General features: G+C 66.2%; 22 protein-coding genes and 1 pseudogene. 14 read left to right on the forward strand and 9 right to left on the reverse strand.

The features are described 5' to 3' along the window. Nucleotides 1–69 precede the first annotated feature (69 nt). From HPC46_RS22655 to HPC46_RS22685, 7 genes are all read left to right on the forward strand, one after another. Nucleotides 70–1,323 carry an ammonium transporter gene (locus HPC46_RS22655; protein ID WP_179474100.1) on the forward strand — a complete coding sequence of 418 codons (1,254 nt, stop codon included), beginning with the start codon at nucleotides 70–72 and terminating at the stop codon, nucleotides 1,321–1,323. An 89-nt stretch (nucleotides 1,324–1,412) separates the two neighbouring features. Continuing rightward, a complete protein-coding gene (gene glnT / locus HPC46_RS22660) occupies nucleotides 1,413–2,720 on the forward strand; it encodes a type III glutamate--ammonia ligase (protein ID WP_179474102.1) in 1,308 nt (435 codons plus the stop codon). Nucleotides 2,721–2,740: 20 nt separating this feature from the next. Then, nucleotides 2,741–3,634, forward strand: coding sequence for a class II glutamine amidotransferase domain-containing protein (locus tag HPC46_RS22665; RefSeq protein WP_179474104.1), 894 nt, complete (start codon nucleotides 2,741–2,743; stop codon nucleotides 3,632–3,634). Further along, on the forward strand, nucleotides 3,622–4,308 hold the full coding sequence (locus HPC46_RS22670) for a protein glxC (protein WP_179474106.1): 687 nt from the start codon (nucleotides 3,622–3,624) through the stop codon (nucleotides 4,306–4,308). Before HPC46_RS22665 ends, HPC46_RS22670 begins: the two co-directional genes overlap by 13 nt. Continuing rightward, on the forward strand, nucleotides 4,309–5,646 hold the full coding sequence (locus tag HPC46_RS22675) for an FMN-binding glutamate synthase family protein (RefSeq protein WP_179474108.1): 1,338 nt from the start codon (nucleotides 4,309–4,311) through the stop codon (nucleotides 5,644–5,646). Next, entirely contained in the window at nucleotides 5,643–6,830 is a 1,188-nt protein-coding gene (locus tag HPC46_RS22680) for an NAD(P)/FAD-dependent oxidoreductase (protein ID WP_179474110.1), read from the forward strand. The genes HPC46_RS22675 and HPC46_RS22680 overlap by 4 nt, the downstream gene beginning before the upstream one ends. Before the next feature lie 12 nt (nucleotides 6,831–6,842). Further along, nucleotides 6,843–7,484, forward strand: coding sequence for a helix-turn-helix domain-containing protein (locus tag HPC46_RS22685; protein WP_005138464.1), 642 nt, complete (start codon nucleotides 6,843–6,845; stop codon nucleotides 7,482–7,484). Here the strand turns inward: HPC46_RS22685 and HPC46_RS22690 are convergent. Beyond that, complete coding sequence (locus HPC46_RS22690) at nucleotides 7,456–8,307, reverse strand: hypothetical protein (RefSeq protein WP_179474112.1); 852 nt, start codon at nucleotides 8,305–8,307, stop codon at nucleotides 7,456–7,458. The two genes, HPC46_RS22685 and HPC46_RS22690, sit on opposite strands and share 29 nt — an antisense overlap. Nucleotides 8,308–8,597: 290 nt before the next feature. Between HPC46_RS22690 and leuA the strand changes: the two genes are divergently transcribed. Together leuA and HPC46_RS22700 are read left to right on the forward strand one after the other, a co-directional pair. Further along, complete coding sequence (leuA, locus tag HPC46_RS22695) at nucleotides 8,598–10,433, forward strand: 2-isopropylmalate synthase (protein ID WP_407665548.1); 1,836 nt, start codon at nucleotides 8,598–8,600, stop codon at nucleotides 10,431–10,433. A 9-nt stretch (nucleotides 10,434–10,442) separates the two neighbouring features. Beyond that, nucleotides 10,443–10,829: an SHOCT domain-containing protein gene (locus HPC46_RS22700; protein ID WP_005138458.1), complete on the forward strand. Its 387-nt coding sequence runs from the start codon at nucleotides 10,443–10,445 to the stop codon at nucleotides 10,827–10,829. Between the two features lie 25 nt (nucleotides 10,830–10,854). On the opposite strand, the gene HPC46_RS22705 is transcribed toward HPC46_RS22700, so the two are convergent. From HPC46_RS22705 to HPC46_RS22720, 4 genes are all read right to left on the reverse strand, one after another. After that, the gene (locus HPC46_RS22705) at nucleotides 10,855–11,427 is read right to left on the reverse strand and encodes a TetR/AcrR family transcriptional regulator (RefSeq protein WP_179474114.1); all 573 of its coding nucleotides are present in this window, start codon (nucleotides 11,425–11,427) and stop codon (nucleotides 10,855–10,857) included. 48 nt (nucleotides 11,428–11,475) lie between these two features. Further along, on the reverse strand, nucleotides 11,476–11,679 hold the full coding sequence (locus HPC46_RS22710) for a hypothetical protein (RefSeq protein ID WP_179474116.1): 204 nt from the start codon (nucleotides 11,677–11,679) through the stop codon (nucleotides 11,476–11,478). A 119-nt stretch (nucleotides 11,680–11,798) separates the two neighbouring features. Then, nucleotides 11,799–14,129 (reverse strand): putative bifunctional diguanylate cyclase/phosphodiesterase, encoded by a 2,331-nt coding sequence (locus HPC46_RS22715; protein WP_179474118.1) that lies wholly within the window; start codon nucleotides 14,127–14,129, stop codon nucleotides 11,799–11,801. A 34-nt stretch (nucleotides 14,130–14,163) separates the two neighbouring features. After that, entirely contained in the window at nucleotides 14,164–15,153 is a 990-nt protein-coding gene (locus HPC46_RS22720; RefSeq protein ID WP_179474120.1) for a DEDDh family exonuclease, read from the reverse strand. 90 nt (nucleotides 15,154–15,243) lie between these two features. On the opposite strand from HPC46_RS22720, the gene HPC46_RS22725 reads away from it, so the two are divergent. Further along, nucleotides 15,244–16,518 (forward strand): Mur ligase family protein, encoded by a 1,275-nt coding sequence (locus tag HPC46_RS22725; RefSeq protein ID WP_179474121.1) that lies wholly within the window; start codon nucleotides 15,244–15,246, stop codon nucleotides 16,516–16,518. Continuing rightward, on the forward strand, nucleotides 16,511–17,212 hold the full coding sequence (locus HPC46_RS22730; protein WP_179474123.1) for a type 1 glutamine amidotransferase: 702 nt from the start codon (nucleotides 16,511–16,513) through the stop codon (nucleotides 17,210–17,212). The genes HPC46_RS22725 and HPC46_RS22730 overlap by 8 nt, the downstream gene beginning before the upstream one ends. 23 nt (nucleotides 17,213–17,235) lie before the next feature. Here the strand turns inward: HPC46_RS22730 and HPC46_RS22735 are convergent. The 3 genes and pseudogenes from HPC46_RS22735 to HPC46_RS22745 form a co-directional block, all read right to left on the reverse strand. After that, a pseudogene (locus HPC46_RS22735) lies at nucleotides 17,236–18,118 on the reverse strand (hypothetical protein). A 101-nt stretch (nucleotides 18,119–18,219) separates the two neighbouring features. Continuing rightward, nucleotides 18,220–18,831 carry a recombination mediator RecR gene (gene recR / locus HPC46_RS22740; RefSeq protein ID WP_005138433.1) on the reverse strand — a complete coding sequence of 204 codons (612 nt, stop codon included), beginning with the start codon at nucleotides 18,829–18,831 and terminating at the stop codon, nucleotides 18,220–18,222. A 4-nt stretch (nucleotides 18,832–18,835) separates the two neighbouring features. After that, nucleotides 18,836–19,165, reverse strand: coding sequence for a YbaB/EbfC family nucleoid-associated protein (locus HPC46_RS22745; RefSeq protein ID WP_179474163.1), 330 nt, complete (start codon nucleotides 19,163–19,165; stop codon nucleotides 18,836–18,838). A 158-nt stretch (nucleotides 19,166–19,323) separates the two neighbouring features. Between HPC46_RS22745 and HPC46_RS22750 the strand changes: the two genes are divergently transcribed. Continuing rightward, nucleotides 19,324–20,079 (forward strand): Rv3717 family N-acetylmuramoyl-L-alanine amidase, encoded by a 756-nt coding sequence (locus tag HPC46_RS22750; protein WP_179474165.1) that lies wholly within the window; start codon nucleotides 19,324–19,326, stop codon nucleotides 20,077–20,079. A gap of 4 nt (nucleotides 20,080–20,083) precedes the next feature. Here the strand turns inward: HPC46_RS22750 and HPC46_RS22755 are convergent, their stop codons facing one another. Beyond that, on the reverse strand, nucleotides 20,084–20,521 hold the full coding sequence (locus HPC46_RS22755; protein ID WP_179474125.1) for an SRPBCC family protein: 438 nt from the start codon (nucleotides 20,519–20,521) through the stop codon (nucleotides 20,084–20,086). Nucleotides 20,522–20,610: 89 nt separating this feature from the next. Between HPC46_RS22755 and HPC46_RS22760 the strand changes: the two genes are divergently transcribed. Together HPC46_RS22760 and HPC46_RS22765 are read left to right on the forward strand one after the other, a co-directional pair. Further along, a complete protein-coding gene (locus HPC46_RS22760) occupies nucleotides 20,611–21,984 on the forward strand; it encodes an FAD-binding oxidoreductase (protein ID WP_179474127.1) in 1,374 nt (457 codons plus the stop codon). Continuing rightward, entirely contained in the window at nucleotides 21,981–23,291 is a 1,311-nt protein-coding gene (locus tag HPC46_RS22765) for a class I SAM-dependent methyltransferase (protein WP_179474129.1), read from the forward strand. Before HPC46_RS22760 ends, HPC46_RS22765 begins: the two co-directional genes overlap by 4 nt. The last annotated feature ends 1 nt before the right edge of the window (nucleotide 23,292 follow it).

Genomic DNA, 23,292 nt, shown 5'->3' on the forward strand with positions numbered 1-23,292 from the left:
ACAGAAACAAAGTTCACTGCCGGTGAACGGCCCAACCATGGAGGGGCCGCCCACCTCGCAGGAGATTAGATGGATACAGGGACCACAGCATTCATGCTGTGTTGCATCATCGGGCTGACGATGATGATCCCGGGCCTGGCGCTTTTCTACGGCGGCATGGTCTCGGTCAAGAGCTCGACCAACATGATGATGATGACGTTCGGCGCCGTCGCGATCGTCGGTGTGCTGTGGATTCTGTTCGGCTTCTCCATGACATTCGGCACGTCCTACGGCGGGTTCGTGGGCAGCTTCACCGAATTCGCCGGAATGAAGGATCTGCTGGAGTCGCAGACCACCATCTCCGGTCTACCGGTCAGTTTGTTCGCGTTGTTCCAGGCGCTGTTCGCCGCGATCACCGTGGCACTGATCTCCGGTGCGGCCGCCGACCGGATGAAGTTCGCGGCCTGGATGGTCTTCGCGACCCTGTGGGCGGTGCTGTGCTACTTCCCCGTCGCGCACTGGGTGTTCGCGTTCGACGGGGTGGTGACCGAGAATTCCGTCGGTGGCTGGATTGCCAACAACCTCAAGGCGATTGACTTCGCCGGTGGCACGGCGGTGCACATCAACGCCGGTGCGGCCGCACTGGCGGTGGCGATCGTCCTGGGCAAGGGCGCGAGCTGGGGCAAACTGCGCAAGCCGCACAACGTCCCGCTCACCCTGCTCGGAGCAGGCCTGCTGTGGGCTGGCTGGTATGCGTTCAACGGCGGCTCGGCACTGGCCGCGGGCGACTCGGCCGCCATCGTCATGGTCACCACGTTCGTCGCCACCTGCGCTGCCACGCTGGCCTGGCTGGCGGTGGAGAAGATCAAGGACGGCCACGTCACCGGCGTCGGCGCGGCAGCCGGTGCCATCACCGGGCTGGTCGCGATCACTCCGGCCTGTGGTTCGGTGACCCCGGTCGGCGCCATCGTCCTCGGCCTGGTCGCGGGCGCCATCTGCCCCTACGCCGTGGGTCTCAAGGAGAAGTTCGGCTATGACGATTCGCTCGACGTCGTCGGCGTGCACCTCGTCGGTGGTGTCGTCGGCACCCTGCTGATCGGCTTCCTGGCCAGCGACAGCATGCCGAACAAGGTCAACGGCCTGTTCTACGGCGGCGGTTTCGACCAGCTGTGGCGGCAGGCCGTCGCAGCCGGTGCGGTGATGGTCTATTCGTTCGTGATCGCATTCGCGATCGCATGGGGCATCAAGAAGACGATGGGCATCCGCATCTCCCCCGAGGAGGAGGAGAAGGGTATCGACACCCACGTGCACCGCGACCCGGCGTACGAGCTCGAGTACGCCTGAGGTGACCCGGGCCGGGCGTGGCCTCCTTCCCACGCCCGGCCCGACCCCTCAACCTCTCGCCAGCACCACGAAAGAGTCTGTTAGAGAACATGTCTGCCACCCTCGCCGAGTTGGCTGAGAAGTCCGCCACCAAATTCATCCTCGCGCTGTTCGTCGATCTCCGCGGAAAGCCTTGCGCCAAGCTGGTTCCCGTCGAGGCCGTCGACCTGCTGGCCACCGAGGGCGTCGGATTCGCCGGATACGCCGTGGGCGCCATGGGCCAAGAGCCCAAAGACCCGGATCTGATGGCGATCCCCGACCCCGCATCGTTCACCCCGGTCCCGTTCATCAAAGAGGGTCTTGCGATCGTGCACTGCGATCCGCATGTCGAGGGCCTGCCCTGGCCGTACGCGCCGCGGGTCATCCTCAAGTCGCTGATCCAGCGGGCGGCCGACGCCGGCTTCGAACCCTGGGTCGGCGCCGAAGTCGAATACTTCCTGTTGACCCGCGCCGCCGACGGCACTCTGGCCACCGCCGACACCGCCGACACCGCCGCACAACCCTGTTACGACGCCCGCGGCGTCACCCGGATGTACGACCATCTGACCGCCATCTCGACGGCGATGAACACCCTCGGGTGGTCCAACTACGCCAACGACCACGAGGACGGCAACGGCCAGTTCGAGCAGAACTTCCAGTTCGCCGACGCGTTGACCACCGCCGACCGGGTGATCACGCTGCGCTACCTGCTGTCGATGATTGCCGCCGAACGGGGCATGATCGCCACCTTCATGCCCAAGCCGTTCTCCGATCGGACCGGAAGCGGTCTGCACCTGCACCTGTCGTTGACCAGCGGCGGCACCCCGGTGTTCCCCGAGGACGCCGACGACCGCGGACTGGGGTTGTCGGCATGCGCCTATGCGTTCATCGGCGGTATCCTCGACCACGCCTGCGCGCTGCAGGCGGTCGTCGGCCCAACCGTCAACTCCTACAAGCGAACCGGTGCGCTGACCACGGCCTCCGGGGCGTCGTGGGCGCCGAAGCTGCCGACCTATGGCGGCAACGACCGCACTCATTACATCCGGGTGCCGGATTCGCAGCGGGTGGAACTGCGTGGCGGTGACGGATCGGCCAACCCGTATCTGGCTATCGCCGCGGCGCTGGGCGCCGGCATCGACGGCATCAAGCGCAGCCTGGATCCCGGCACGATCGGCGGCGCCGACGGCCGAAAGGCCTTGCCGCCCACCTTGCTCCACGCCGTCGATGAATTCGAGGGCGACGCGGTGATCACCGGCGTGCTCGACGCCGTCGGCGATGGGGTGGCCGCCTACTTCGCCGGGCTCAAGCGCGACGAGTTCTTCGCTTACCACAGTGCGGTCAGCCCGTGGGAAGTCGACCAGTACCTGACCGCATTCTGACTTCGTCAGGAAGGAACGCTATGTGCGGGATCGTGGGTCTGCACCTGCGCAACCCGGAGCTCTACCCCCGGCTCGGTGAACTGCTGACCGGAATGCTCTGCGAAATGTCGGACCGGGGAAGCGATTCCGCCGGTGTAGCCGTCTACGGGGACCCGCACTGGTCGCCGCCCGGCAAGGGCACGGTGTCGGTGCTGGACGTCGACGACAGCCCCGAGCAGATGACCGCAGCTCTGCACTCGGCGCTGGGCGAGGTGTCGGTACATCGCGTCGACGAAACGCTGCTGGTGTCGGCTGATGTCGCGCCCGAGACTCTGCACGCCGCGATGACCGCGCACTACCCACACGCGCTCATCGCCGGGTTCGGCGCAAATGTGGCGGTGCTCAAGGGCATCGGCCACCCCCGCGCACTCACCGAGGCGTGGGGGCTGGCGAAGGCACAGGGCTGGCAGGGAGTGGGCCACACCAGGATGGCCACCGAATCCGCGGTGATCCCGGCGGGCGCCCACCCGTATGCGGTCGGCCCGGATCAGTGCCTGGTGCACAACGGTTCGTTCGCCAATCACGCCACCATCCGCCGCGACCTGCGGGCTGCCGGCGTCACATTCGACAGCGAGAACGACACCGAGGTCGGCGCGCGCTTCGTGGCCGATCAGCTGGCCAACGGCCGCGATGTGGAATCAGCATTGAAGGAGCTGTGTGCCACATTCGATGGCTTCTACACCCTGCTGGTGTCCAACCACGATTCGTTCGCTGTGGTGCGCGACGCGATCGCCTGCAAGCCGGCGGTGATCGCCGAGACCGACGACTGGGTGGCAATGGGCAGCGAATACCGAGCGCTGGCAGGACTTCCCGGTGTCGAGAAGGCCGTCATCTGGGAGCCCGAGCCCGAGGTGGTCTACGCATGGACACGCTAGCCACGTTCGATCTGAGCACCACACCGCTGCGGGAGGTCAACGCCGCCCTGCACACCCCGGGCCTCTCGGGTGAGTTCGCGATCACCAATCCCGCCGGGGCCCACAACGTGGCGGTCGGCGTCGATGCCCCGGTGCGGATCGGAATCGACGGCCACGTCGGCTACTACGCGGCGGGGATGAACAAGCAGGCCGAAGTCATCATCGACGGCAACGCCGGCACCGGGGTCGCCGAGAACATGATGAGCGGCACGGTCTGGGTCAAGGGCAATGCCTCCCAGTCGGCCGGTGCCACCGCGCATGGCGGCCTGCTCGTCATCGAGGGCAACGCCGCGGCACGCTGCGGTATCTCGATGAAGGGGGTCGACATCGTGGTGGGAGGCAGCGTCGGGCATATGAGTGCGTTCATGGCACAGGCCGGTCGGATGGTGATCCGCGGCGATGCCGGTGAAGCGCTGGGCGATTCGATCTACGAGGCCCGGCTGTATGTCCGCGGCGAGGTCGCATCGCTCGGCGCAGACTGCGTCGCCAAGGAGATGCGCGCCGAACACCACGAGGAACTGGGGCGTCTACTCAAGGCGGCCGGGTTCGAGGACGACGACACCGGCGCCTACACCCGCTACGGCTCGGCCCGGCAGCTCTACCACTTCCACATCGACAACAGCTCGGTCTATTAAATGACATACACCCAAGACGACCGGGCCCGCCTGGGCCTGCGCGAATCGGCCACCTTCGACCGCGCCACCATCGCCGGCATCCAGCGGGCCGCCGAAACCGGCATCTACGACATCCGGGGCTGGGGCGCCAAACGTCCACTCCCCCACTTCGACGACCTGCTGTTCCTGGGAGCGTCGATGTCGCGCTACCCACTGGAGGGCTACCGCGAGCGCTGCGGCACCGACGTCGTTCTCGGTGGTCGACACGCCAAACATCCTCTACACCTGGAGATTCCGGTCACCATTGCCGGAATGTCGTTCGGCGCGCTGTCCGGCCCGGCCAAGGAGGCGCTGGGCCGTGGTGCGAGTGAGGTCGGCACGTCGACCACCACCGGCGACGGAGGCATGACATCGGAAGAACGCGGGCAGTCCAAATACCTGGTTTACCAATACCTTCCGTCCAGATACGGGATGAACCCAGACGACCTGCGCAAGGCCGATGCCATCGAGGTGGTCCTCGGTCAGGGCGCAAAGCCGGGTGGCGGCGGCATGCTGCTGGGCCAGAAGATCTCCGAGCGGGTTGCCTCGATGCGCACCCTGCCCGAGGGAATCGACCAGCGCTCGGCCTGCCGGCACCCCGACTGGACCGGCCCCGACGACCTCACCATCAAGATCAACGAGCTGCGTGAGCTCACCGACTGGGAGAAGCCGATCTACGTCAAGGTCGGCGCCACCCGCACCTACTACGACGTGAAGCTGGCGGTGGCCGCCGGCGCCGACGTCGTCGTCGTCGACGGAATGCAGGGCGGCACCGCGGCTACCCAGGATGTGTTCATCGAGCACGTCGGCATTCCGACGCTGGCAGCGGTTCCACAAGCCGTGCAGGCACTCTCGGAGCTGGGCGTGCATAGGAAGGGGGTTCAGCTGATCGTCTCGGGTGGGATTCGCACCGGAGCCGACGTTGCCAAGGCGATGGCCCTGGGCGCCGACGCGGTGGCCATCGGCACCGCCGCACTGATCGCGCTGGGTGACAACAACCCGAAGTACGCGGCCGAGTACGAAAAGCTCGGCAGCGCAGCCGGTTTCTACGACGATTTCCAGGACGGCCGCGACCCGGCCGGGATCAGCACCCAGGATCCGGAACTGGCGGCCCGGCTGGATCCAGTGGACGCGGGGCGACGGCTGGCCAATTACCTACGGGTGTTGACCATGGAAGCTCAGACCATCGCCCGCGCCTGCGGCAAGGCCCATCTGCAACATCTGGAACCCGAAGACCTGGTCGCGGTCACCATCGAGGCAGCGGCGATGGCGCGAGTCCCACTGGCCGGCACGTCGTGGATTCCCGGGGCGGGCCTGTGAGCGAGACAGCCGACGTGGTGATCGTCGGCGGCGGGATCGAGGGGTGTGCCGCCGCCTGGGCGTTGAGTCAACGAGGCATCACTGATGTCGTTGTCGCCGAACGCAATACCGTGGCCTCGGGCATGACCGGCAAGTCCAGCGGGATCGTGCGCTGTCACTACGGGGTGAGCTCGTTGGCAGCGATGGCCACCGTCGGGCTGGAGGTGTTCGAAAAGGCCGAGGAGATCTTCGGCGGCGATATCGGGTTCCGGCAGACCGGATACGTCGTCGGCGTCGGCGAACCCAACGTCGACTCGCTGCGCAGAAGCATGACCGCACAACGCGCCGTGGGTGTGCAGACCGAGGAGATCGACGCCACCGAGGTGGCCAGGCTGTGGCCCTTCGCCGACCTGTCGCCGTTCGCGGCGTTCGGTTGGGAAGCCCGTGGCGGGTACGGCGACGCCTACCAGACGGCTCAGGCGTTTGCCGTCGCCGCGCGCGCGGCAGGTGTGCGAATCCGCCAGGGCGCCACGGTGACCGGGCTGCTCACCGACGGTGACACCGTGACCGGCGTGCAACTGGCCGACGGCAGCCGGATCAGCGCCGGCAACGTCGTCGTCGCCACCGGGGTGTGGACGAGTCCGTTCCTCGGACCCTACGGAATCGACGTCCCGATCCGAGTGGTTCGCGAGCAGATCGTGATGATCTCTCCCGGCGTCGAACTCGGCCCGGTGCCGGTGTTCTCCGATCTGGTGTCGCTGCAATACGTGCGTCCCGAACTCGGAGGTGACGTCCTGTTCGGCAACAGCGATCTGTCCGATGTGGTGACCGCCGATCCCGACGACTACCTGAACCGCGCCACCGAAGACTTCATCGACCTCACCGTCGACAAGGTGGGCACCCGCTTTCCCGGCTTCACCGAGGCGGCGATAACCACGAGCTACGCCGGCTGTTACGACGTCACCCCGGATTGGAACCCGGTGATCTCCGCCAGTGGCCGCGACGGGCTGTTCGTGGCCGCCGGCTTCAGCGGTCACGGGTTCAAGATCGCACCGGCCGTCGGGCGCCTGGTCGCCGACTTGGTCGTCGACGGCCGAAGCAGCGATCCACGGATACCGGAAACCGACTTCCGGTTGTCCCGGTTCGCGCAGGGCGAGCTGTTGAAGAGCCCGTATCCCTATGTCGGCGCCGGGCAGATGAGATAGACACTGAAGCTTGTGACCGATCTGCTCCGCAACCAGTCGGGTACGGCCCGTGATCGCGAACCGCACGAGCCGGTCGTCGAGCTGGAGTTCGAGGCGGCGATCGCGCACAACGTGCGTCTGCTGCGTCAGCAGCTGGGGTTGTCGGTGGCCGATATGGCGGCGCGGGTCGGCATCTCCAAGGCGATGATGAGCAAGATCGAGAACGCCCAGACCTCGCCCAGCCTGTCCACGCTGGCGCTGCTGGCCAAGGGCTTCGACGTGCCGGTGACCACGCTGTTCCGCGGTGCCGACGTCGAACGGCCTGCGGCCTTCGTCAAGGCCGGAACCGGCGCGCGGATCGTGCGCACCGGTACCCGAGAGGGCCACGAGTACCAGCTGCTCGGCTCGCTGCGCGGCGAGCACAAACGGCTGGAATGTCTGCTGGTCACGCTGTCCGAGAAGAGCAAGACCTACCCGCTGTTCCAGCACCCCGGCACCGAGTTCATCTACGTGCTCGAAGGCGTCATGGACTACGCACACAGCCGCTCGGTCTACCGGCTGCATCCCGGCGACTCATTGCAGATCGACGGCGAGGGCGCACACGGTCCCGCGGACCTGATCGAGGTGCCGATCCGGTTCCTGTCGGTTATCGCGTTCCCGGACTCGCAGGTCTAGCCGACTGCCCCTTGCCGGGCGACGACGTCACCTCTCGGGCACCCGCATCGGCCTTGCGCGGCGCATTCGGCCGCTTGGCGGTGCGCGAGGTGACGGTCTTCTGTCTGGTGGTCGGCGAATGCGCCCGACGGCTCTGGGCGACGCCGGCGGCGGGAGCCGGACCGGCCGGTTGCGCGGTCGACTCCGCGATCGCTTTTGCCGCGCCGGCAGGCGGTTCGGGCTCCGGCGTGGCCGGTATCTGGAGCGCCTTGGCGATCGCCGGCCCTATCGACAGCAGGTAGCCGAGTGGCCCGGGGTTCAGCAGGCCGAAGGCCAAGGTGAACAGCGGGGAGGAGCAGCAGTTGAACGCGGTGTTGAGAAACACCGCCGGCGCGTCGATGAACGCCTGCAGCACGGTCTGGGGAGTCGACGGATACTTCGCGGTGTCGGTGACCAACCGGATCAACATGACGCCGGGCGCGATGAACGGCCCAACGAAGCTGAGCGGCGCCAGCACCGAGAAGGTGACCAGAACACCGCCGACCGCCGCCACGTGTTCGCTCACGGTCTGGGCGATCAGCACGGGGTCGCCCCCGTCCTGGCCGACCGCCCAACGTGAATAGGTGGTCAGGTTCTTGCCGATCTGGGTCAGGATCGGCGCGGGGGGATAGGTGATGATCAACGACGCCAGATTCGCCAGATCCTGCTGGACGTTCGTCTGCAACTCCTGCCAGGCACCGGTCAGCGCGACGGGCGCGGCGCGAGTCGATGGCAGCGATTCGGCGGGTAGTGGCGCCAGGGCGACGGTGGCGGTGAGGGTCGCCGAGACCCCGGTCGCGAGCATGGAGCGAACGCTCAGTTGCACAAAAACCCCCGATCAACGGCTTGCAACGTCGTCAATTTACCGTGTCAGCGAACTCTTGGGCGCAGAACGGGCACTGCCTGCCCGGCTGCCCCCACAATTTCAGCTCCCCGACTTTTGGCCAGGTGGCCCGGCGGGAGTACAGTACGGACTTGTGCAGCGGGTGCTCCTTCTCGGACGCCGCGACGGGGTCTGATCCAGACTGGCTTCCCGTCGCGGGTTTTCGCGATGCGCCGGTCTGAAGTCCAACCCAAGACATCCCGGAGCCAATCGTGACCACCCAGAAGCCGTCGTTTGAATCTGTAGACGCCTACGTATCTGCCCGCACCATCACCACGCCCGCCGGCCCGCGCCGTGACGGCCAGCCGTCCTGGAACACCCAGCGCGCCTCGGCGATGCCGGTCGACCGGTACCGGTCGTTCGCGGCCGAAGTCGAGCCGGTTACCCTGCCGGACCGCACCTGGCCGGACAAGGTCATCGAGCACGCACCGATGTGGTGCGCGGTCGACCTGCGCGACGGCAACCAGGCGCTGATCGACCCCATGAGCCCGGCCCGTAAGCGCCGCATGTTCGACCTGCTGGTCAACATGGGTTACAAGGAGATCGAAGTCGGGTTCCCCTCGGCCAGCCAAACCGACTACGACTTCGTTCGCGAGATCATCGAGCAGGGCGCCATTCCCGACGACGTCACCATCCAGGTACTGACGCAGTGCCGGCCCGAGCTGATCACTCGCACCTTCGAGGCATGTGCCGGGGCGCCGCGCGCGATCGTGCACTTCTACAACTCAACGTCGATCCTGCAGCGCAGGGTCGTATTCCGCGCCGGCCGTGAGGAAGTCAAGAAGATCGCCACCGACGGCGCGCGCCTGTGCGTCGAGGAGGCGAAGAAGTATCCCGGCACCCAGTGGCGTTTCGAATACTCCCCCGAGTCGTACACGGGCACCGAACTGGAGTATGCGGTCGAGGTCTGCAACGCGGTCGCCGACATCGTGAAGCCCACCCCCGAGGTGCCGCTGATCGTCAACCTGCCCGCCACCGTCGAGATGGCGACTCCGAACGTGTACGCCGACTCGATCGAGTGGATGCACCGGCACCTGACCCCGCGCGACTCGATCATTCTGAGCTTGCACCCCCACAACGACCGCGGAACCGCTGTTGCGGCAGCCGAATTGGGCTTTGCTGCCGGGGCCGACCGGATCGAGGGCTGTCTGTTCGGCAACGGTGAGCGCACCGGCAACGTCTGTCTGGTGACACTGGGCTTGAACCAGTTCTCCCGCGGTGTGGATCCGCAGATCGACTTCTCCAACATCGACGAGATCCGCCGCACCGTCGAGTACTGCAATCAACTGCCCGTTCACGAACGGCACCCCTACGGCGGCGACCTGGTCTACACCGCCTTCTCCGGTAGCCATCAGGACGCCATCAACAAGGGTCTGGATGCGATGAAAGTCGCTGCTGACGAGGCAGATTCGGACGTCGATGACATCCTGTGGCAGGTACCGTATCTGCCGATCGACCCCAAAGACGTGGGCCGCACCTACGAGGCCGTGATCCGGGTCAACTCGCAGTCCGGCAAGGGCGGGGTCGCCTACATCATGAAGGCCGATCACGGTCTGGTGCTGCCGCGCAGGCTGCAGATCGAGTTCTCCCAAGCGATCCAAGCGATTACCGACGGCGAAGGCGGCGAGGTGTCGCCCAAGGAGATGTGGGACGCGTTCGCCGACGAATACCTGTCACCCGTAAAGCCTTTGGAGCGCATCCGCCAGAAGGTGCTCGGCGCGGAGGTCGACGGCGGTACCGATGTCATCGAGGCCGTCGTGAAGATCGACGGGGTCGAAACCGAGATCACCGGCCAGGGCAACGGTCCATTGGCGGCGTTCGTCGACGCCCTGGGCACGGTCGGTTTCGATGTGAGCGTGCTGGACTACTCCGAGCACGCGATGTCAGCCGGCGAGGAGGCCGCCGCCGCCGCCTACGTCGAGGCCTCCATCGGTGGACGCACAGTGTGGGGTGTCGGTATCGCGACGTCGATCACCACCGCGTCGCTGCGGGCGGTGGTCTCCGCCGTGAACCGGGCAGCCCGAATCGGAGCTATCCCAACAACATAGGAGTAGGTCATGGACTGGGGTTCGACATGGGATTTCCTCTGGCACTTCCTGATCATCTTCGCGTGGATCGCCTATCTGCTGGTGCTGTTCCAGATCCTGGTGGATCTCTTCTGGCGTGATCACACGACGTCCGGCTGGATCAAGGCCGTCTGGGTGATCTTCCTGATCGTGTTCCCATGGCTGACCGCGCTGATCTATCTGATCGCGCGCGGACGAGGAATGACCGAACGGGCTCGGGAGGCCGCGATGGCGGCCAAGAAGGACACCGACGCCTACATCCGCGAAGCCGCCGGACGTTCGCCCGCGCAGGAGATCGAGCACGCCAAACAACTCCTGGATGCCGGGACCATCTCGGCACAGGAGTTCGAGGCGCTGAAGGCCAAGGCGCTGAGCTAGATTCGGCGAGCTGGCGACTCCGGAACTAGGTCGCGAACACAGCGTCGAGCAAGCGATCGATCAGCCCGGCCGGGTCATACCCGTCGGGTTGATCGATCGTGAGGTTGCTGAACGCCAATCCGTTGAGCAGCCGGGTCATGTGGTCGATCTGCTCGGGCGAGGCGTCGATGCCGGCCGAGGCCAGCAGCAGGCCGGCGGTCTTCATGGCGGCACGCTGCAATTCATAGATGAACGGCTGCAATTCAGGCCGTCGGATCGCCTCGATGAACAACTCGAACCGGGCCAGCGTCCGTCGCCGTGAGGCGTCGTCGGGATCGGCGACCATCCGGGTCATCAGCGCCGCCACGCCCGCCCGGTTCATCGGTGACGGAAGAGCCGCCTGCAGCGTTTCCACGTGCCGCCAGTGCAGGTCGACGACGTGAGCGGCGACGGCTTCCAGCAGCGCCAGGCGGGTCCGGAAATAGTTCGAGGTGGTCCCCGCCGGCAGGTTGGCACGGTCGTCGACCTGGCGATGCGTGAGGCCGCCGATCCCCACGTCGACCACGATGTCGATCGCGGTGTCGAGGATGACGGTGCGGCGTTCGGGATTTGGCGGCATCAGAACCGCCAGCGTACTACTTGCGTAGTGGCTGCCAGCCCTCTGCGGCTATTTGATCGATGCAGCGGTCGTCGTCACGGCTCCCGACACCATGGCCGGCGACGGTGGCGTCGGCGTCGGGAATTTCGACTCCTGACCGGAATCGGCCGTGACATGGGTGGTTCCCGAGCCACTGGCGCCGTTGGCCGCGGCGAACACTGCGAGTAGCGCAATTGCCGCCCCACCAACGGTGGCGGCGAATATCTTCTTCATGTCGGGACTGCCTTCTCCAAGCGGGTAGTCGGTGGGCCCAACTCGACGCTACGCCCGCTCGATTCGAATGTCCGCAGGCCCCAGTCTGTTCGGGTCAGACGCACAGCAGGCTGTGAGGGTCAGCTTTTGGAGCGCTGCGCGTATTCGGCCACCAGGTCCGGGATCTCGGCGGCGGGGACTGGCCTGCTGAAGTAATAGCCTTGCCCGATATCACAGCCATGTTCGCGCAACCATGCCGCGGTTTCGGCGTCCTCGACACCCTCGGCGACCACCGTGATGCCGAGATTGTGGGTCAGTTCGATCACCGCGCTGACCACGGCGGCGGCCCGCGCATCGGTGGCGACGGCCGCGATGAAATGGCGGTCGAATTTCACCTCGTCGATCGGCAGGTCGCGTAGATAGCTCAAAGCCGAATAGCCACTGCCGAAGTCGTCGATCGCGATGCGAATTCCGTCTTCGCGCAGCTGTTGCAGTACCGCCGTCACCCGTCCGACCTCGTCGAGAACGAGGTCCTCGGTGATCTCGATGGTCAGCAGCTGGGCCGGCAGACCACGCTCGTGGAGGAAGCTCCCCACCGCCTGCGGCAGAGAGGCGTCCCGGAGCAATGGCGCGAACAGGTTGACCGCGACCGGAACGTCCAGCCCCATCGACACCCATCGCGCTGCATCGTCGAGCACCTTCGTGAATACCAGATCCGTGACCGGGCGCATCAATCCATGCCGCAGAATCAGTGGTAAAAAAGCCGCTGGCCGAAGCACTTTCAGCCTCGGGTGGGGCCACCGCAGCAACGCTTCCACGCCCACGACGTAGCCGGTACTCAGGTCCAGCTTGGGCTGATAGACCATTTCGAGGCCGCCACGGTCGATGGTGCGCCGCAGTTCACCGAGCAAGCGCACCTGCGCCGCACCACTGGAGATCGAACGGTTCTCGCCGGTGTTCGTCACCTCCTCGACACCTGGATCGAGCAACGTCATATCCGAGCTGAACGTGTGAACGGTCGCATCGCGCGAGCGCTTCGCGAAGTACATCGCGATATCGGCACGCTTCACCAATTCCTCTGGCTCGAGCTCTGTTTCGGCCAACAAAGTGACCGCCATGCCAGCGCTCGGACGCACCAGCACTTCGTGACCGTCGACGATGAACGGTGTGTCGAATGACGCGATCACCTGCTCGCACACCAGATGTGCTTCGTCCGCTCCGCCCTCGAGCAGCAACGCGAACTCGTCGCCGCCAAGCCGCGCGACGGTATCTCCTGGCCGCACATTGGCGACGATGCGCTGACCCACGCGAATCAAAAGGCTGTCTGCGGCGGGATGTCCCATGCTGTCGTTGATCAGCTTGAAATCGTCGAGGTCCAGCGACACCACCGCCACCACGCGGTCGTCGCGACGACGCAGCGCCATCGCGTGCGCCAGCCGGTCCTGGAACAGGGTGCGGTTGGCCAGCCCGGTCAACGGATCACGTAACGCCTGATCGGCTGCGGCAGTCAGTAATCGGCGGTTCTCCAACCCGGAGAGCACCTGGCGGATACAGAGGAACGCCATCAGGATCGGGACACCGATCCGCAGGACACCGGTCATCACGATTGCCGGCCCGATGGTGCCGGCCAACAGCAGTGGCACATAGGGGAGCCACAAAGCGAGCGAGGATTGCGGCGAACTCGTCGGCGGCACCGGTGAGCGCGGCCGGCGGCTCAGCAGGGCGGCCGCACCGAAACACGACATCCCAAGCACCCAGCCAATACTCGTGAGGTGTCCGGGGTGATAGCGATTGGCACCTTGCAGGAAGGCGAAGGTGACTCCCGAGAACGCCATGAGCGTGACCGCGCCCATGAGGAGCCACATCACGACGCTGTCGCCCGCCCCCGACCGGACCACGAACACCACCGCCGCGACGAAGATGAACAGAATGAACAACGGGTACAGCAGTGCGCGCCCCTGCATGACGCTGTCCACCCGGGTGGCCTGATACACGTTGCCGAGCACCAGCACCCACAACACGATGAACAACGAGATCGCGACGATCAGCGCGTCGAAGAGAACGCGCATGCGGGAGCCCATGGTCGGTTCGGGCGGAAACTGGATGAACGCGACGCAGATCAGCACGACGAACACCAGATACAGGAAGTCCGCAGGCGACGGGAACAGCGAGCGGTTCAACACAAGGGTGTACAGGGCCCTGGTCAATTCTCCGGCCGCCCATGCGTATAGCGCGATCGCCATGGTGGTCCAGGCCGCGCGGTTCCGTCCGTGAGCGGCACGGGCCGCGACGGTCGAGCACGCGGCCGCGTAGAGGCCGAAGGCGGCAAAGGCCAAGGCGTCCACGATCAGGACGGTGTGGTCTCCGCCCCAGTTGAAACCGAACACGAGGGCGAGGAGAAGGCAGGCGATCGCCGAGGACAGAATCGGCAAAGCCGATTGCAGCTTGACCCTGCGGTCCTCCACTGACATCACCCCCCAGGTGGCGATGCTAGCGAAGGGGATATCAGAACAATGCGAACTGCTGACCCTGATCGACCGAAGGCGCGAACTCGTCGATTCCGGTGCCGTTGGCCACCGAGGCGATCGAATCCATGAACTGCCGGTCCGACACCACCGGCACGCCGAGTTCGCGGGCGAGATATCCCTTGCCTTGTTCAGGCGTCCGCTCATTGCAGATCACCAGCGAGGTCTGCGGGTCGACGGCATCGGCGTAGGCCAGCCCGGCGTGAATGATGCGCTCGACGAGTTCCTCGTGCGTGCGGTTCACCTCGGCCGACAGCGCGACCCGCATGCCCTGGACCAGCGGGCCACCGCGCCGGTACGGCCCGGGGTTCATATACGGGCAGGGCATCCGGGAGGCCAGCATTTTCAGTGGCCGCAGCTCATCGTGGGTAACCCGGCCGTTGGGCCAGCGCCGACGCGTCGCCGGGCGGACCGGCAACCACACCTCACGTTCGCGGGCTCGCTGCAGAGCGGGAGCCAGCACGCGCGACAAGACCAGAGCGTCGTCGAATGCGTCGTGCGCGCGGGTCTGGGGGACGGCCCAGTGCCGGGCCAGGGTCTCCAGCCGTAGATTCTCCAGGCCCAGTTCCAGGCGGCGGGCCAGCTCCACGGTGCACATCACGGTGTCCACCGGCAGCGCCGTACCGGCCAACTCGGCTTCACTGGCCAGGAACGAGTAGTCGAACGCCACGTTATGGGCGACCAGGGTGCGGCCGTGCAGCAGGTCGATGACATCCGGCGCGATATCGGCGAACGTCGGCTGGTCCTCCAGCATCTCGGCGGTCAGCCCGTGGATGTGGGTGGGACCGGGATCCACGCCGGGGTTGAGCAAGCTCACAACGGAATGTTCGACGCGCCCCTGCGGGTCCAGCGCCAGGGCGGCGAGGCTGATGATGCGGGCGTGGCCAGGCCGAAAACCCGAGGTCTCGACGTCGACGACGACCCAGCCGTCGCCCGGCTCGCAGGCAGGTCGACCCCAGGTGTGGCTCACATAGTCAGGATGGCACGCAGGTCCGACAGTGCCCGGGACATCGAATCCGTGTCGGCTAACACGGTTTGATCCGCATAAACTTGCGTCCCGATGTCCAAGCCGACGATGACACTGCGGGGCCGCGCTGCGCTGGCCGCCGGTTCCGCCGCGCGCTGGGCCTCCCGGGCGACCGGACGAGGTGCCGGTGCCATGATCGGCGGCCTGGTCGCGATGACCCTGGACCGCTCGATCCTGGGGCAACTCGGCGCCGGCCGGCGCACCGTCGTCGTGACCGGCACCAACGGCAAGTCCACGACAACCCGGATGACGGCGGCCGCACTGGCCACCGTCGGCCCCCCGGAGCCGCAAGGGCGGCGACATCAGACAGTCGCCACCAACGCCGAGGGGGCCAACATGGACGCCGGCTTGGTGGCCGCACTGGCCGGGTCTCGCGATGCGCCGCTGGCCGCCCTCGAAGTCGACGAGATGCATGTCCCGCACGTCGCCGACGCGGTCAACCCCGAGGTGATCGTGCTGCTGAATCTGTCTCGCGATCAGCTGGACCGGGTGGGTGAGATCAACCATATCGAGCGCACACTGCGCTCCGGGCTGGCTCGTCACCCGGGCGCGATCGTGATCGCCAACTGTGACGACGTTCTGATGACCTCGGCGGCCTACGACGCTCCCCGAGTGGTGTGGGTGGCCGCGGGCGGCGGCTGGGCCAACGACTCGGTCAGCTGCCCGCGCAGCGGCGAGGTGATCGTGCGCGACCAATCGCACTGGTACTCAACGGGTACAGACTTCAAGCGGCCCAGCCCGCAATGGTGGTACGACGAGGCGAAGATCTACGGACCGGACGGACTTGAACTGCCGATGCGGCTGTCATTGCCGGGAAAAGTCAACCGGGGCAATGCTACTCAGGCGGTGGCTGCCGCGGTTGCACTGGGGGCCGACCCCGCGGCCGCGGTGGCCGCCGTATCCGCGGTGGACGAGGTCGCAGGCCGCTACCAGACCGTGCCGATGGGCGAGCACACCGCGCGCATCCTGCTGGCCAAGAACCCGGCCGGCTGGCAGGAGGCGCTGTCGATGGTCGACACCACCGCCGAGGGTGTGGTGATTTCGGTGAACGGCCAGGTACCCGACGGTGAAGACCTGTCCTGGTTGTGGGACGTCAACTTCGAGCATTTCGAGAGCGTACCGGTGGTCGCTGCCGGTGAACGCGGCACCGACCTTGCGGTGCGGCTGGGCTATGCAGGCGTGCCGCATACCCTGGTGCACAACACAATTGACGCGATCGTGTCGTGCCCGAGGGGCCACGTCGAGGTGGTGGCCAACTACACCGCGTTTCTGCAGCTGACTCGCACGTTGGGGAGGATGGGTGGCTGAGGTTCAGATCGGGCTGGTGCTGCCCGATGTCATGGGCACCTACGGGGACGGGGGCAATGCCGTCGTGCTGCGGCAGCGGTTGCGGCTGCGCGGGATTGCCGCCGAGATCGTCGAGATCACGCTGGCCGATCCGGTACCTGACTCGCTCGACCTCTACACCCTCGGCGGGGCCGAGGACTACGCCCAGCGGCTGGCCACCAAACATCTTCTGACACATCAGGGTTTGCAGCGTGCGGCCGCCCGCGGCGCACCAGTACTGGCGATCTGCGCGGCAATCCAGGTGCTGGGCCACTGGTATGAGACATCGGCCGGTGAGCGGGTCGAGGGTGTCGGCCTGCTGGACGTGACGACCTCGCCGCAGCCCAGCCGCACCATCGGCGAAGTGGTGTCCACCCCGCTGATCGAAGGTATGACGCAGCCGCTGACGGGTTTCGAAAACCACCGCGGTGGAACGGTTTTGGGTCCCGACGCGCGGCCGCTGGCCGCCGTCGTCAAGGGTGCCGGCAACCGCGCAGGCGACGGCTATGACGGTGCCGTCCAGGGCAGTGTGATCGCGACGTACCTGCACGGCCCCTGCCTGGCGCGCAATCCCGAGTTGGCGGACCTGCTGCTGTCGCGCGTCGTCGGGCCTCTGGAACCCCTCGCCCTGACCGAGGTCGAACAACTGCGCCGCGAGCGACTCGCCGCCCGCTGACTCCTTTTGCGCCCAAACCGACATTACGCAGCGAAAGTGCGGGTAAATCTCGGCTTTTCGTCGATCTCGGCGCCGCATCGGCGCAGGAAAGCCTCCTTCGCCCGCCATAGCACCTCAGCGGTTCTGTCCTCGGCGATGACGCGGATGACCTCCCACCCCTGTCTTTCAACCGCTGGCAGGCGGCGCTGATCTTTGACGTATTGACCTCGATCGCTGCGGTGTTGGTCGCCGTCGTACTCGAATGCGAGCTTGATATCGCGGTAACCCATGTCCAGGTAGGCGAACGGCACCCCGCCGTCGAACACGGGGATCTGCGTCTCTGGCGCGGGCAACCCGCCGTCGATCAGAAGGAGCCGAAGCCAACTTTCCTTCGGTGACGCGGCGCCCGCGTCGATCAACGGCAGGAGGTCGCGGAGTTGACGAATACCCCTGACCGGGCCATAGCGCCGCATCAGCAACTCGACACTCGCGGAATCAAATGGGCGCGACACGCATCAACGCATCCAGGCGCGCGAGCGCCCTCGCGCGTTTCTGGTACCGGCCCATGTCGAAGGCCGTTCGCGACGGCGTCGTCACGGGAAGGCCGGCAGCCGTCACGACTTCGTCGTCGCCGAGGCGGTCCATGCGGACGATCAGCCCCGGTTGCCGTCGCCGTTCACCCACAAGCACTTCAATCGGCGCGTCATCGTCAACCCATTGGGCACCGAGCAGGGCCGACGCCGCGACACCACCGATGACGCCCGTTCGGTCTGTATATAGCCACGCGCCGGTCGCGCGGTCGCGCAACGAGGGCGCCGCATACTTCGGGAGGTAAACGCCCCGGAACATCTGCCTGTACCAGCGCTGCAGATGGTGGCGAGACAGGCCATCGCCCAACGCTTCCCTGCCGAGAAATACTTCAGTCATGTCGGCATCGTTGCCCTGGGGTCCGACACCTTGCCGAGATCGACGAAATGCAGCGATCCACTCGGCTTTCTTCTGCGGATCGTCGGTTTGGGCGGAGGGGGCTACACCATCTGGCGGCGACCGGACAACGCGCGCCCCAGCGTCAGCTCGTCTGCGAACTCCAGGTCACCACCCATCGGCAGGCCAGATGCAATACGTGACACGGTGAGCCCGGGGATGTCGCGCAGGATCCGCACCAGATAGGTGGCAGTCGCCTCCCCCTCGGTGTTCGGATCGGTCGCGATGATCACCTCGGTGATGTCCACCCCGTCGACACGTTCACCAATTCTGTTGAGCAGCTGACGAATTCGAAGCTGATCCGGTCCGACGCCGGACAACGGGTCCAGCGCACCACCCAGCACGTGGTAGCGCCCGCGGAATTCACGAGTGCGTTCGACGGCCTGCACGTCTTTGGGCTCCTCGACCACGCACACCTGTGAGCCGTCGCGGCGGGCGTCGCTGCAGATCCGGCAGCGCTCGGCATCCGAGACGTTGCCGCACACCTCGCAGAACTGCACCCCGTCGCGAACCCTGCCCAGCGCCGCCGTCAGCCGGTCGATGTCCGGCGGCTCCACCGACAGTAGGTGGAATGCGATCCGCTGCGCACTCTTGGGACCGACACCCGGCAGCTTGCCGAGCTCGTCGATCAAATCCTGGACCGGGCCCTCAAACAAGAAGTCAGGCCTCCGGCAGACCCGGCGCAGCCCCGCCGGCCAGGGGACCGAGATGCGTCTGCGCCAGGATCGCGAACTGCCGGGCCGCGTCGGCGATCGCGCCGACGATCAGGTCCTGCAATGTTTCGACGTCGGCGGGGTCGACGACCTTCGGGTCGATCTGGACACCGGACACCTCGCCGCTGCCCTTCATGGTCACCTGCACCAGCCCGCCACCGGCCTGCCCGTGCACCTCGGCGGCAGCCAGCGCGGCCTGCGCCTCCATCAGCTTCTGCTGCATTTCCTGGGCTTGCTGCAAAGCGGCCTGCAGACCGGGCATCAACTGGTCACGCATCTCCTCGGCCCGTTCGCGAAATCCCTCCAGGTTGGGTATCTCACCGGGTTGCATGACAGTCTCCTTGCGTCTCGGTCTCGACTTGGTTTCGCCTGGGGATTACGGCGGTCAGCGACTTCAAGCCTAGACGGCGAAGAGTTACGGTGACGCGCGTGCTTATGTCCGCCCGCGTGCGTGTCGTCGCCGCGCCGTGTGCCGCCGTGTTGGTGGTCGCGTCAACGCTGAGCACCCCGCTCAGCCACGCCGCACCCAACATCGCCGGCATGATCGTCTTCCTCGACCCCGGCCACAACGGCGCCAACGACGCATCGCTGACCAAGCAGGTGCCCACCGGCCGTGGCGGCACCAAGGACTGCCAGACGTCGGGCACCACCACCAACGACGGATTCCCCGAGCACACCTTCAACTGGGACACCGTGCTGCTGATCCGCCAGATGCTGACCCAGCTCGGCGTGCGCACCGCCATGTCCCGCGGCAACGACAACCAGGTCGCGGCGTGCGTCGACGAGCGTGCCGCGATGGCCAACGCCCTGGCGCCGAACGCCATCGTGTCGATCCACGCCGACGGTGGCCCGCCTACCGGCCGCGGCTTCCACGTGCTGTACTCCAGCCCGCCGCTCAACCAGGCCCAGGCCGGGCCGTCGGTGCAGTTCGCCCGCGTCATGCGTGACCAGATGGCCGCCGCGGGTATCCCGCCGTCGACCTACATCGGGACCAACGGGCTCAACCCGCGCAGCGATATCGCCGGGCTGAACCTCGCGCAGTACCCGTCGATCCTGGTCGAATGCGGCAACATGAAGAACCCGGTCGACTCGGCGTTGATGGAGAGTCCGGAAGGCCGGCAGAAGTACGCAGCCGCCGTCGTACAGGGCATCGCGGCGTTCCTGGCCACCCAGCCGCCGCGTAGCAGCTGAGTTCTCAGCTCTCGACGTTCTTCTTCAGGTTGGCCAGCACCTCGTCCTGAATCCGGCGCAGGCCCAACGGCGCGAACGTCTTCTCGAAGAAGCCGCCGATACCGCCCGCCCCGTTCCACGTCGTCTTGACGGTGACGCTGGAGCCCGGACCCGCCGGCGAAACGGTCCAGTTGATGATCATCGAGGAGTTCGCGTCCTTCTCGATGACGGTGTGGCCGGCGACGTCGACCGCGACCTGCACCTCACGCACCCGCGACTTGGTCGCCTGCAGCTTCCATTTGGCGACGGTGCCCGGACCCTGGCCACCCTGCAAGACCTGGTACTCGCTGTACTGCGGTGACAGGATTTTCGGGCGCACGCCTTGGTAGTCGGCGATCGCGGCGAGCACGGTCGCCGGCTCGGCGTCGATCAGAATCGTGCTGGCGGCGCTGACCTGTCCCATCAGGCAATACTCCTCGGGTGGCGGTGGTTTCGGTGTGTTTCAGCAGCCGTGCGGTCGCATCGGCTGTGGCTGCGGACTAGCGTAGTCGTGTGCCTGTTTCCACAGCACTGACAGCTCACACCGACGGCGTGGACCGGCTCCTGGCCAGTTACCGCGCCATACCTCCGAACGCCTCGATTCGCCTGGCCAAACCCACGTCCAACCTGTTCCGAGCCCGCGCCAAACGCGACGCCCCCGGGCTGGACACCTCCGGCCTGACCGGCGTGATCTCCGTCGACCAGGCCGCGAAAACCGCCGATGTCGCCGGCATGTGCACCTACGAAGACCTGGTCGCCGCGACCCTGCCCTACGGCCTGTCCCCGCTGGTTGTCCCGCAGCTCAAGACGATCACCCTCGGCGGTGCGGTGACCGGGCTCGGTATCGAATCGACGTCATTCCGCAATGGCCTGCCGCACGAGTCGGTCATCGAAATGGACATTCTCACCGGCTCGGGGGAAGTCGTCACGGCCAGCCGAGAACAACACCCGGACCTGTTCCGCAGCTTTGCCAATTCCTATGGCACCCTTGGCTATTCGGTGCGGCTGCGGATCGAGCTAGAAACGGTCAAGCCGTTCGTTGCGCTCAAGCACCTGCGATTTCACACGCTGGCCGACATGGTCGCGGCCATGGACCGCATCATCGAGACCGGTGGGTACGAGGGCATGCGGGTCGACTACCTCGACGGTGTGGTGTTCAGCGCCGACGAGAGCTACCTGTGCCTGGGCATGCAGACCACCGGCGCCGGCGCGGTCAGCGACTACACCGGCCAAGACATCTACTACCGGTCCATCCAGCACGCCGACGGCGTGAAGGACGACCGACTGACCATCCACGACTACCTGTGGCGCTGGGACACCGACTGGTTCTGGTGCTCACGCGCGTTCGGCGCGCAGAACCCGAAGCTGCGCCGCTGGTGGCCTCGGCGCTACCGCCGCAGCAGCTTCTACTGGAAGCTGATCGGCTACGACCAGCGGTTCAACATCGCCGACCGGATCGAGGCGCGCCACGGCCGTCCGCCCCTGGAGCGTGTGGTCCAAGACGTCGAGGTGCCGATCGAGCGGTGCGTCGAATTCCTGGACTGGTTCTTGACCACCGTCCCTATCGAGCCACTGTGGTTGTGCCCGCTTCGGCTGCGCGATCCGGCGGGCTGGCCGCTGTATCCGCTGCGTGCCGGGCACAGCTACGTCAACATCGGCTTCTGGTCCTCGGTGCCGGCAGGCCCCTCACCTGGCCACACCAATCGCCTGATCGAGGAGAAGATCAGCGAGCTCGACGGCCACAAATCGCTGTATTCCGACGCGTTTTACAGCCGGGAAGAGTTTGACGAGCTCTACGGTGGCGAAACGTATAAGACCGTTAAAAAGATCTACGACCCTGATTCGCGGCTGCTTGACCTCTATGCAAAGGCGGTGCAGAGACAATGACGACCTTCCGTGAGAACGATGCGCATGCGCCCGGCAAGCTGAAGCTGGCCGAAATCCTGGAGATGTTCACCGCCGGTGGCGAGCTGCCGCTGAAGTTCACCGCGTACGACGGCAGCAGCGCCGGACCCGTCGACGCCGAGCTGGGGCTGGATCTGCGCACCCCGCGTGGCACCACCTACCTGGCCACCGCCCCCGGTGACCTCGGATTGGCACGCGCCTACGTCGCCGGCGACCTCGAAACGCACGGTGTGCATCCCGGCGACCCGTACGAGCTGCTACGGGCGCTCTCCCACAATCTCGACTTCAAGCGGCCGCCGGCGCGAGTGCTGGTCGACATCGTCCGCTCGATCGGCATCGAGCATCTCAAGCCGATCGCGCCGCCCCCGCAGGAGGCGCTGCCACGCTGGCGACGTTTCGCAGAAGGCCTGCGCCACAGCAAGAAACGCGACGCCGATGCCATCCACCACCACTACGACGTATCCAATACGTTCTACGAGTGGGTGCTCGGTCCGTCGATGACCTACACCTGCGCCTGCTATCCGAACGCAGAGGCGACGCTGGAGGAGGCGCAGGAGAACAAATACCGCCTGGTGTTCGAGAAGCTGCGGCTGAAGCCCGGCGACCGGCTGCTCGACGTCGGCTGCGGCTGGGGCGGCATGGTCCGCTACGCCGCGCGGCACGGCGTGAAGGCCATCGGTGTGACGCTGTCGCGCGAGCAGGCGGCCTGGGCGCAGAAGGCGATCGCCGAACAGGGCCTGGCCGATCTCGCCGAAGTACGGCACAGCGACTACCGCGACGTGCTGGAGAGCGGATTCGACGCGGTGTCCTCGATCGGTCTGACCGAGCACATCGGGGTGCACAACTATCCGGCGTACTTCGGCTTCCTGAAGACCAAGCTGCGCGTCGGCGGGCTGCTGCTCAACCACTGCATCACCCGCCCGGACAACAGGATGACGCCGACCGGTGGCTTCATCGACCGCTACGTGTTCCCCGACGGGGAGCTCACCGGTTCGGGCCGCATCATCACCGAGGCCCAGGACGTCGGTCTGGAGGTGGTGCACGAGGAGAACCTGCGCCACCACTACGCGATGACGCTGCGCGACTGGTGCCGCAACCTCGTCGAGCACTGGGACGAAGCCGTCGAGGAAGTCGGCCTGGCCACCGCCAAAGTATGGGGCCTCTACATGGCCGGGTCGCGACTCGGCTTCGACACCAACGTGATTCAGCTGCACCAAGTGCTGGCGGTCAAGCTCGACGAGAAGGGCGGCGACGGCGGGCTGCCGCTGCGCCCGTGGTGGAACGCCTAAC

The organism is Mycolicibacterium vinylchloridicum (assembly GCF_013404075.1).
Classification (GTDB): domain Bacteria; phylum Actinomycetota; class Actinomycetes; order Mycobacteriales; family Mycobacteriaceae; genus Mycobacterium; species Mycobacterium vinylchloridicum.

Bases quoted from the DNA above. Each gene is read 5' to 3' on its own strand.
- HPC46_RS22690 (WP_179474112.1), bottom strand. From the start codon at position 8,307: ATGCTCGCGACCGGGGTCTCGGCGACCCTCACCGCCACCGTCGCCCTG.
- HPC46_RS22750 (WP_179474165.1), top strand. From the start codon at position 19,324: ATGTCCGCCCGCGTGCGTGTCGTCGCCGCGCCGTGTGCCGCCGTGTTG.
- HPC46_RS22705 (WP_179474114.1), bottom strand. From the start codon at position 11,427: ATGCCGCCAAATCCCGAACGCCGCACCGTCATCCTCGACACCGCGATC.
- glnT (WP_179474102.1), top strand. From the start codon at position 1,413: ATGTCTGCCACCCTCGCCGAGTTGGCTGAGAAGTCCGCCACCAAATTC.
- HPC46_RS22655 (WP_179474100.1), top strand. From the start codon at position 70: ATGGATACAGGGACCACAGCATTCATGCTGTGTTGCATCATCGGGCTG.
- HPC46_RS22725 (WP_179474121.1), top strand. From the start codon at position 15,244: ATGTCCAAGCCGACGATGACACTGCGGGGCCGCGCTGCGCTGGCCGCC.
- HPC46_RS22675 (WP_179474108.1), top strand. From the start codon at position 4,309: ATGACATACACCCAAGACGACCGGGCCCGCCTGGGCCTGCGCGAATCG.
- HPC46_RS22715 (WP_179474118.1), bottom strand. From the start codon at position 14,129: ATGTCAGTGGAGGACCGCAGGGTCAAGCTGCAATCGGCTTTGCCGATT.
- HPC46_RS22765 (WP_179474129.1), top strand. From the start codon at position 21,981: ATGACGACCTTCCGTGAGAACGATGCGCATGCGCCCGGCAAGCTGAAG.
- HPC46_RS22710 (WP_179474116.1), bottom strand. From the start codon at position 11,679: ATGAAGAAGATATTCGCCGCCACCGTTGGTGGGGCGGCAATTGCGCTA.
- HPC46_RS22700 (WP_005138458.1), top strand. From the start codon at position 10,443: ATGGACTGGGGTTCGACATGGGATTTCCTCTGGCACTTCCTGATCATC.
- HPC46_RS22670 (WP_179474106.1), top strand. From the start codon at position 3,622: ATGGACACGCTAGCCACGTTCGATCTGAGCACCACACCGCTGCGGGAG.
- HPC46_RS22665 (WP_179474104.1), top strand. From the start codon at position 2,741: ATGTGCGGGATCGTGGGTCTGCACCTGCGCAACCCGGAGCTCTACCCC.
- HPC46_RS22745 (WP_179474163.1), bottom strand. From the start codon at position 19,165: ATGCGTGACCAGTTGATGCCCGGTCTGCAGGCCGCTTTGCAGCAAGCC.
- HPC46_RS22755 (WP_179474125.1), bottom strand. From the start codon at position 20,521: ATGGGACAGGTCAGCGCCGCCAGCACGATTCTGATCGACGCCGAGCCG.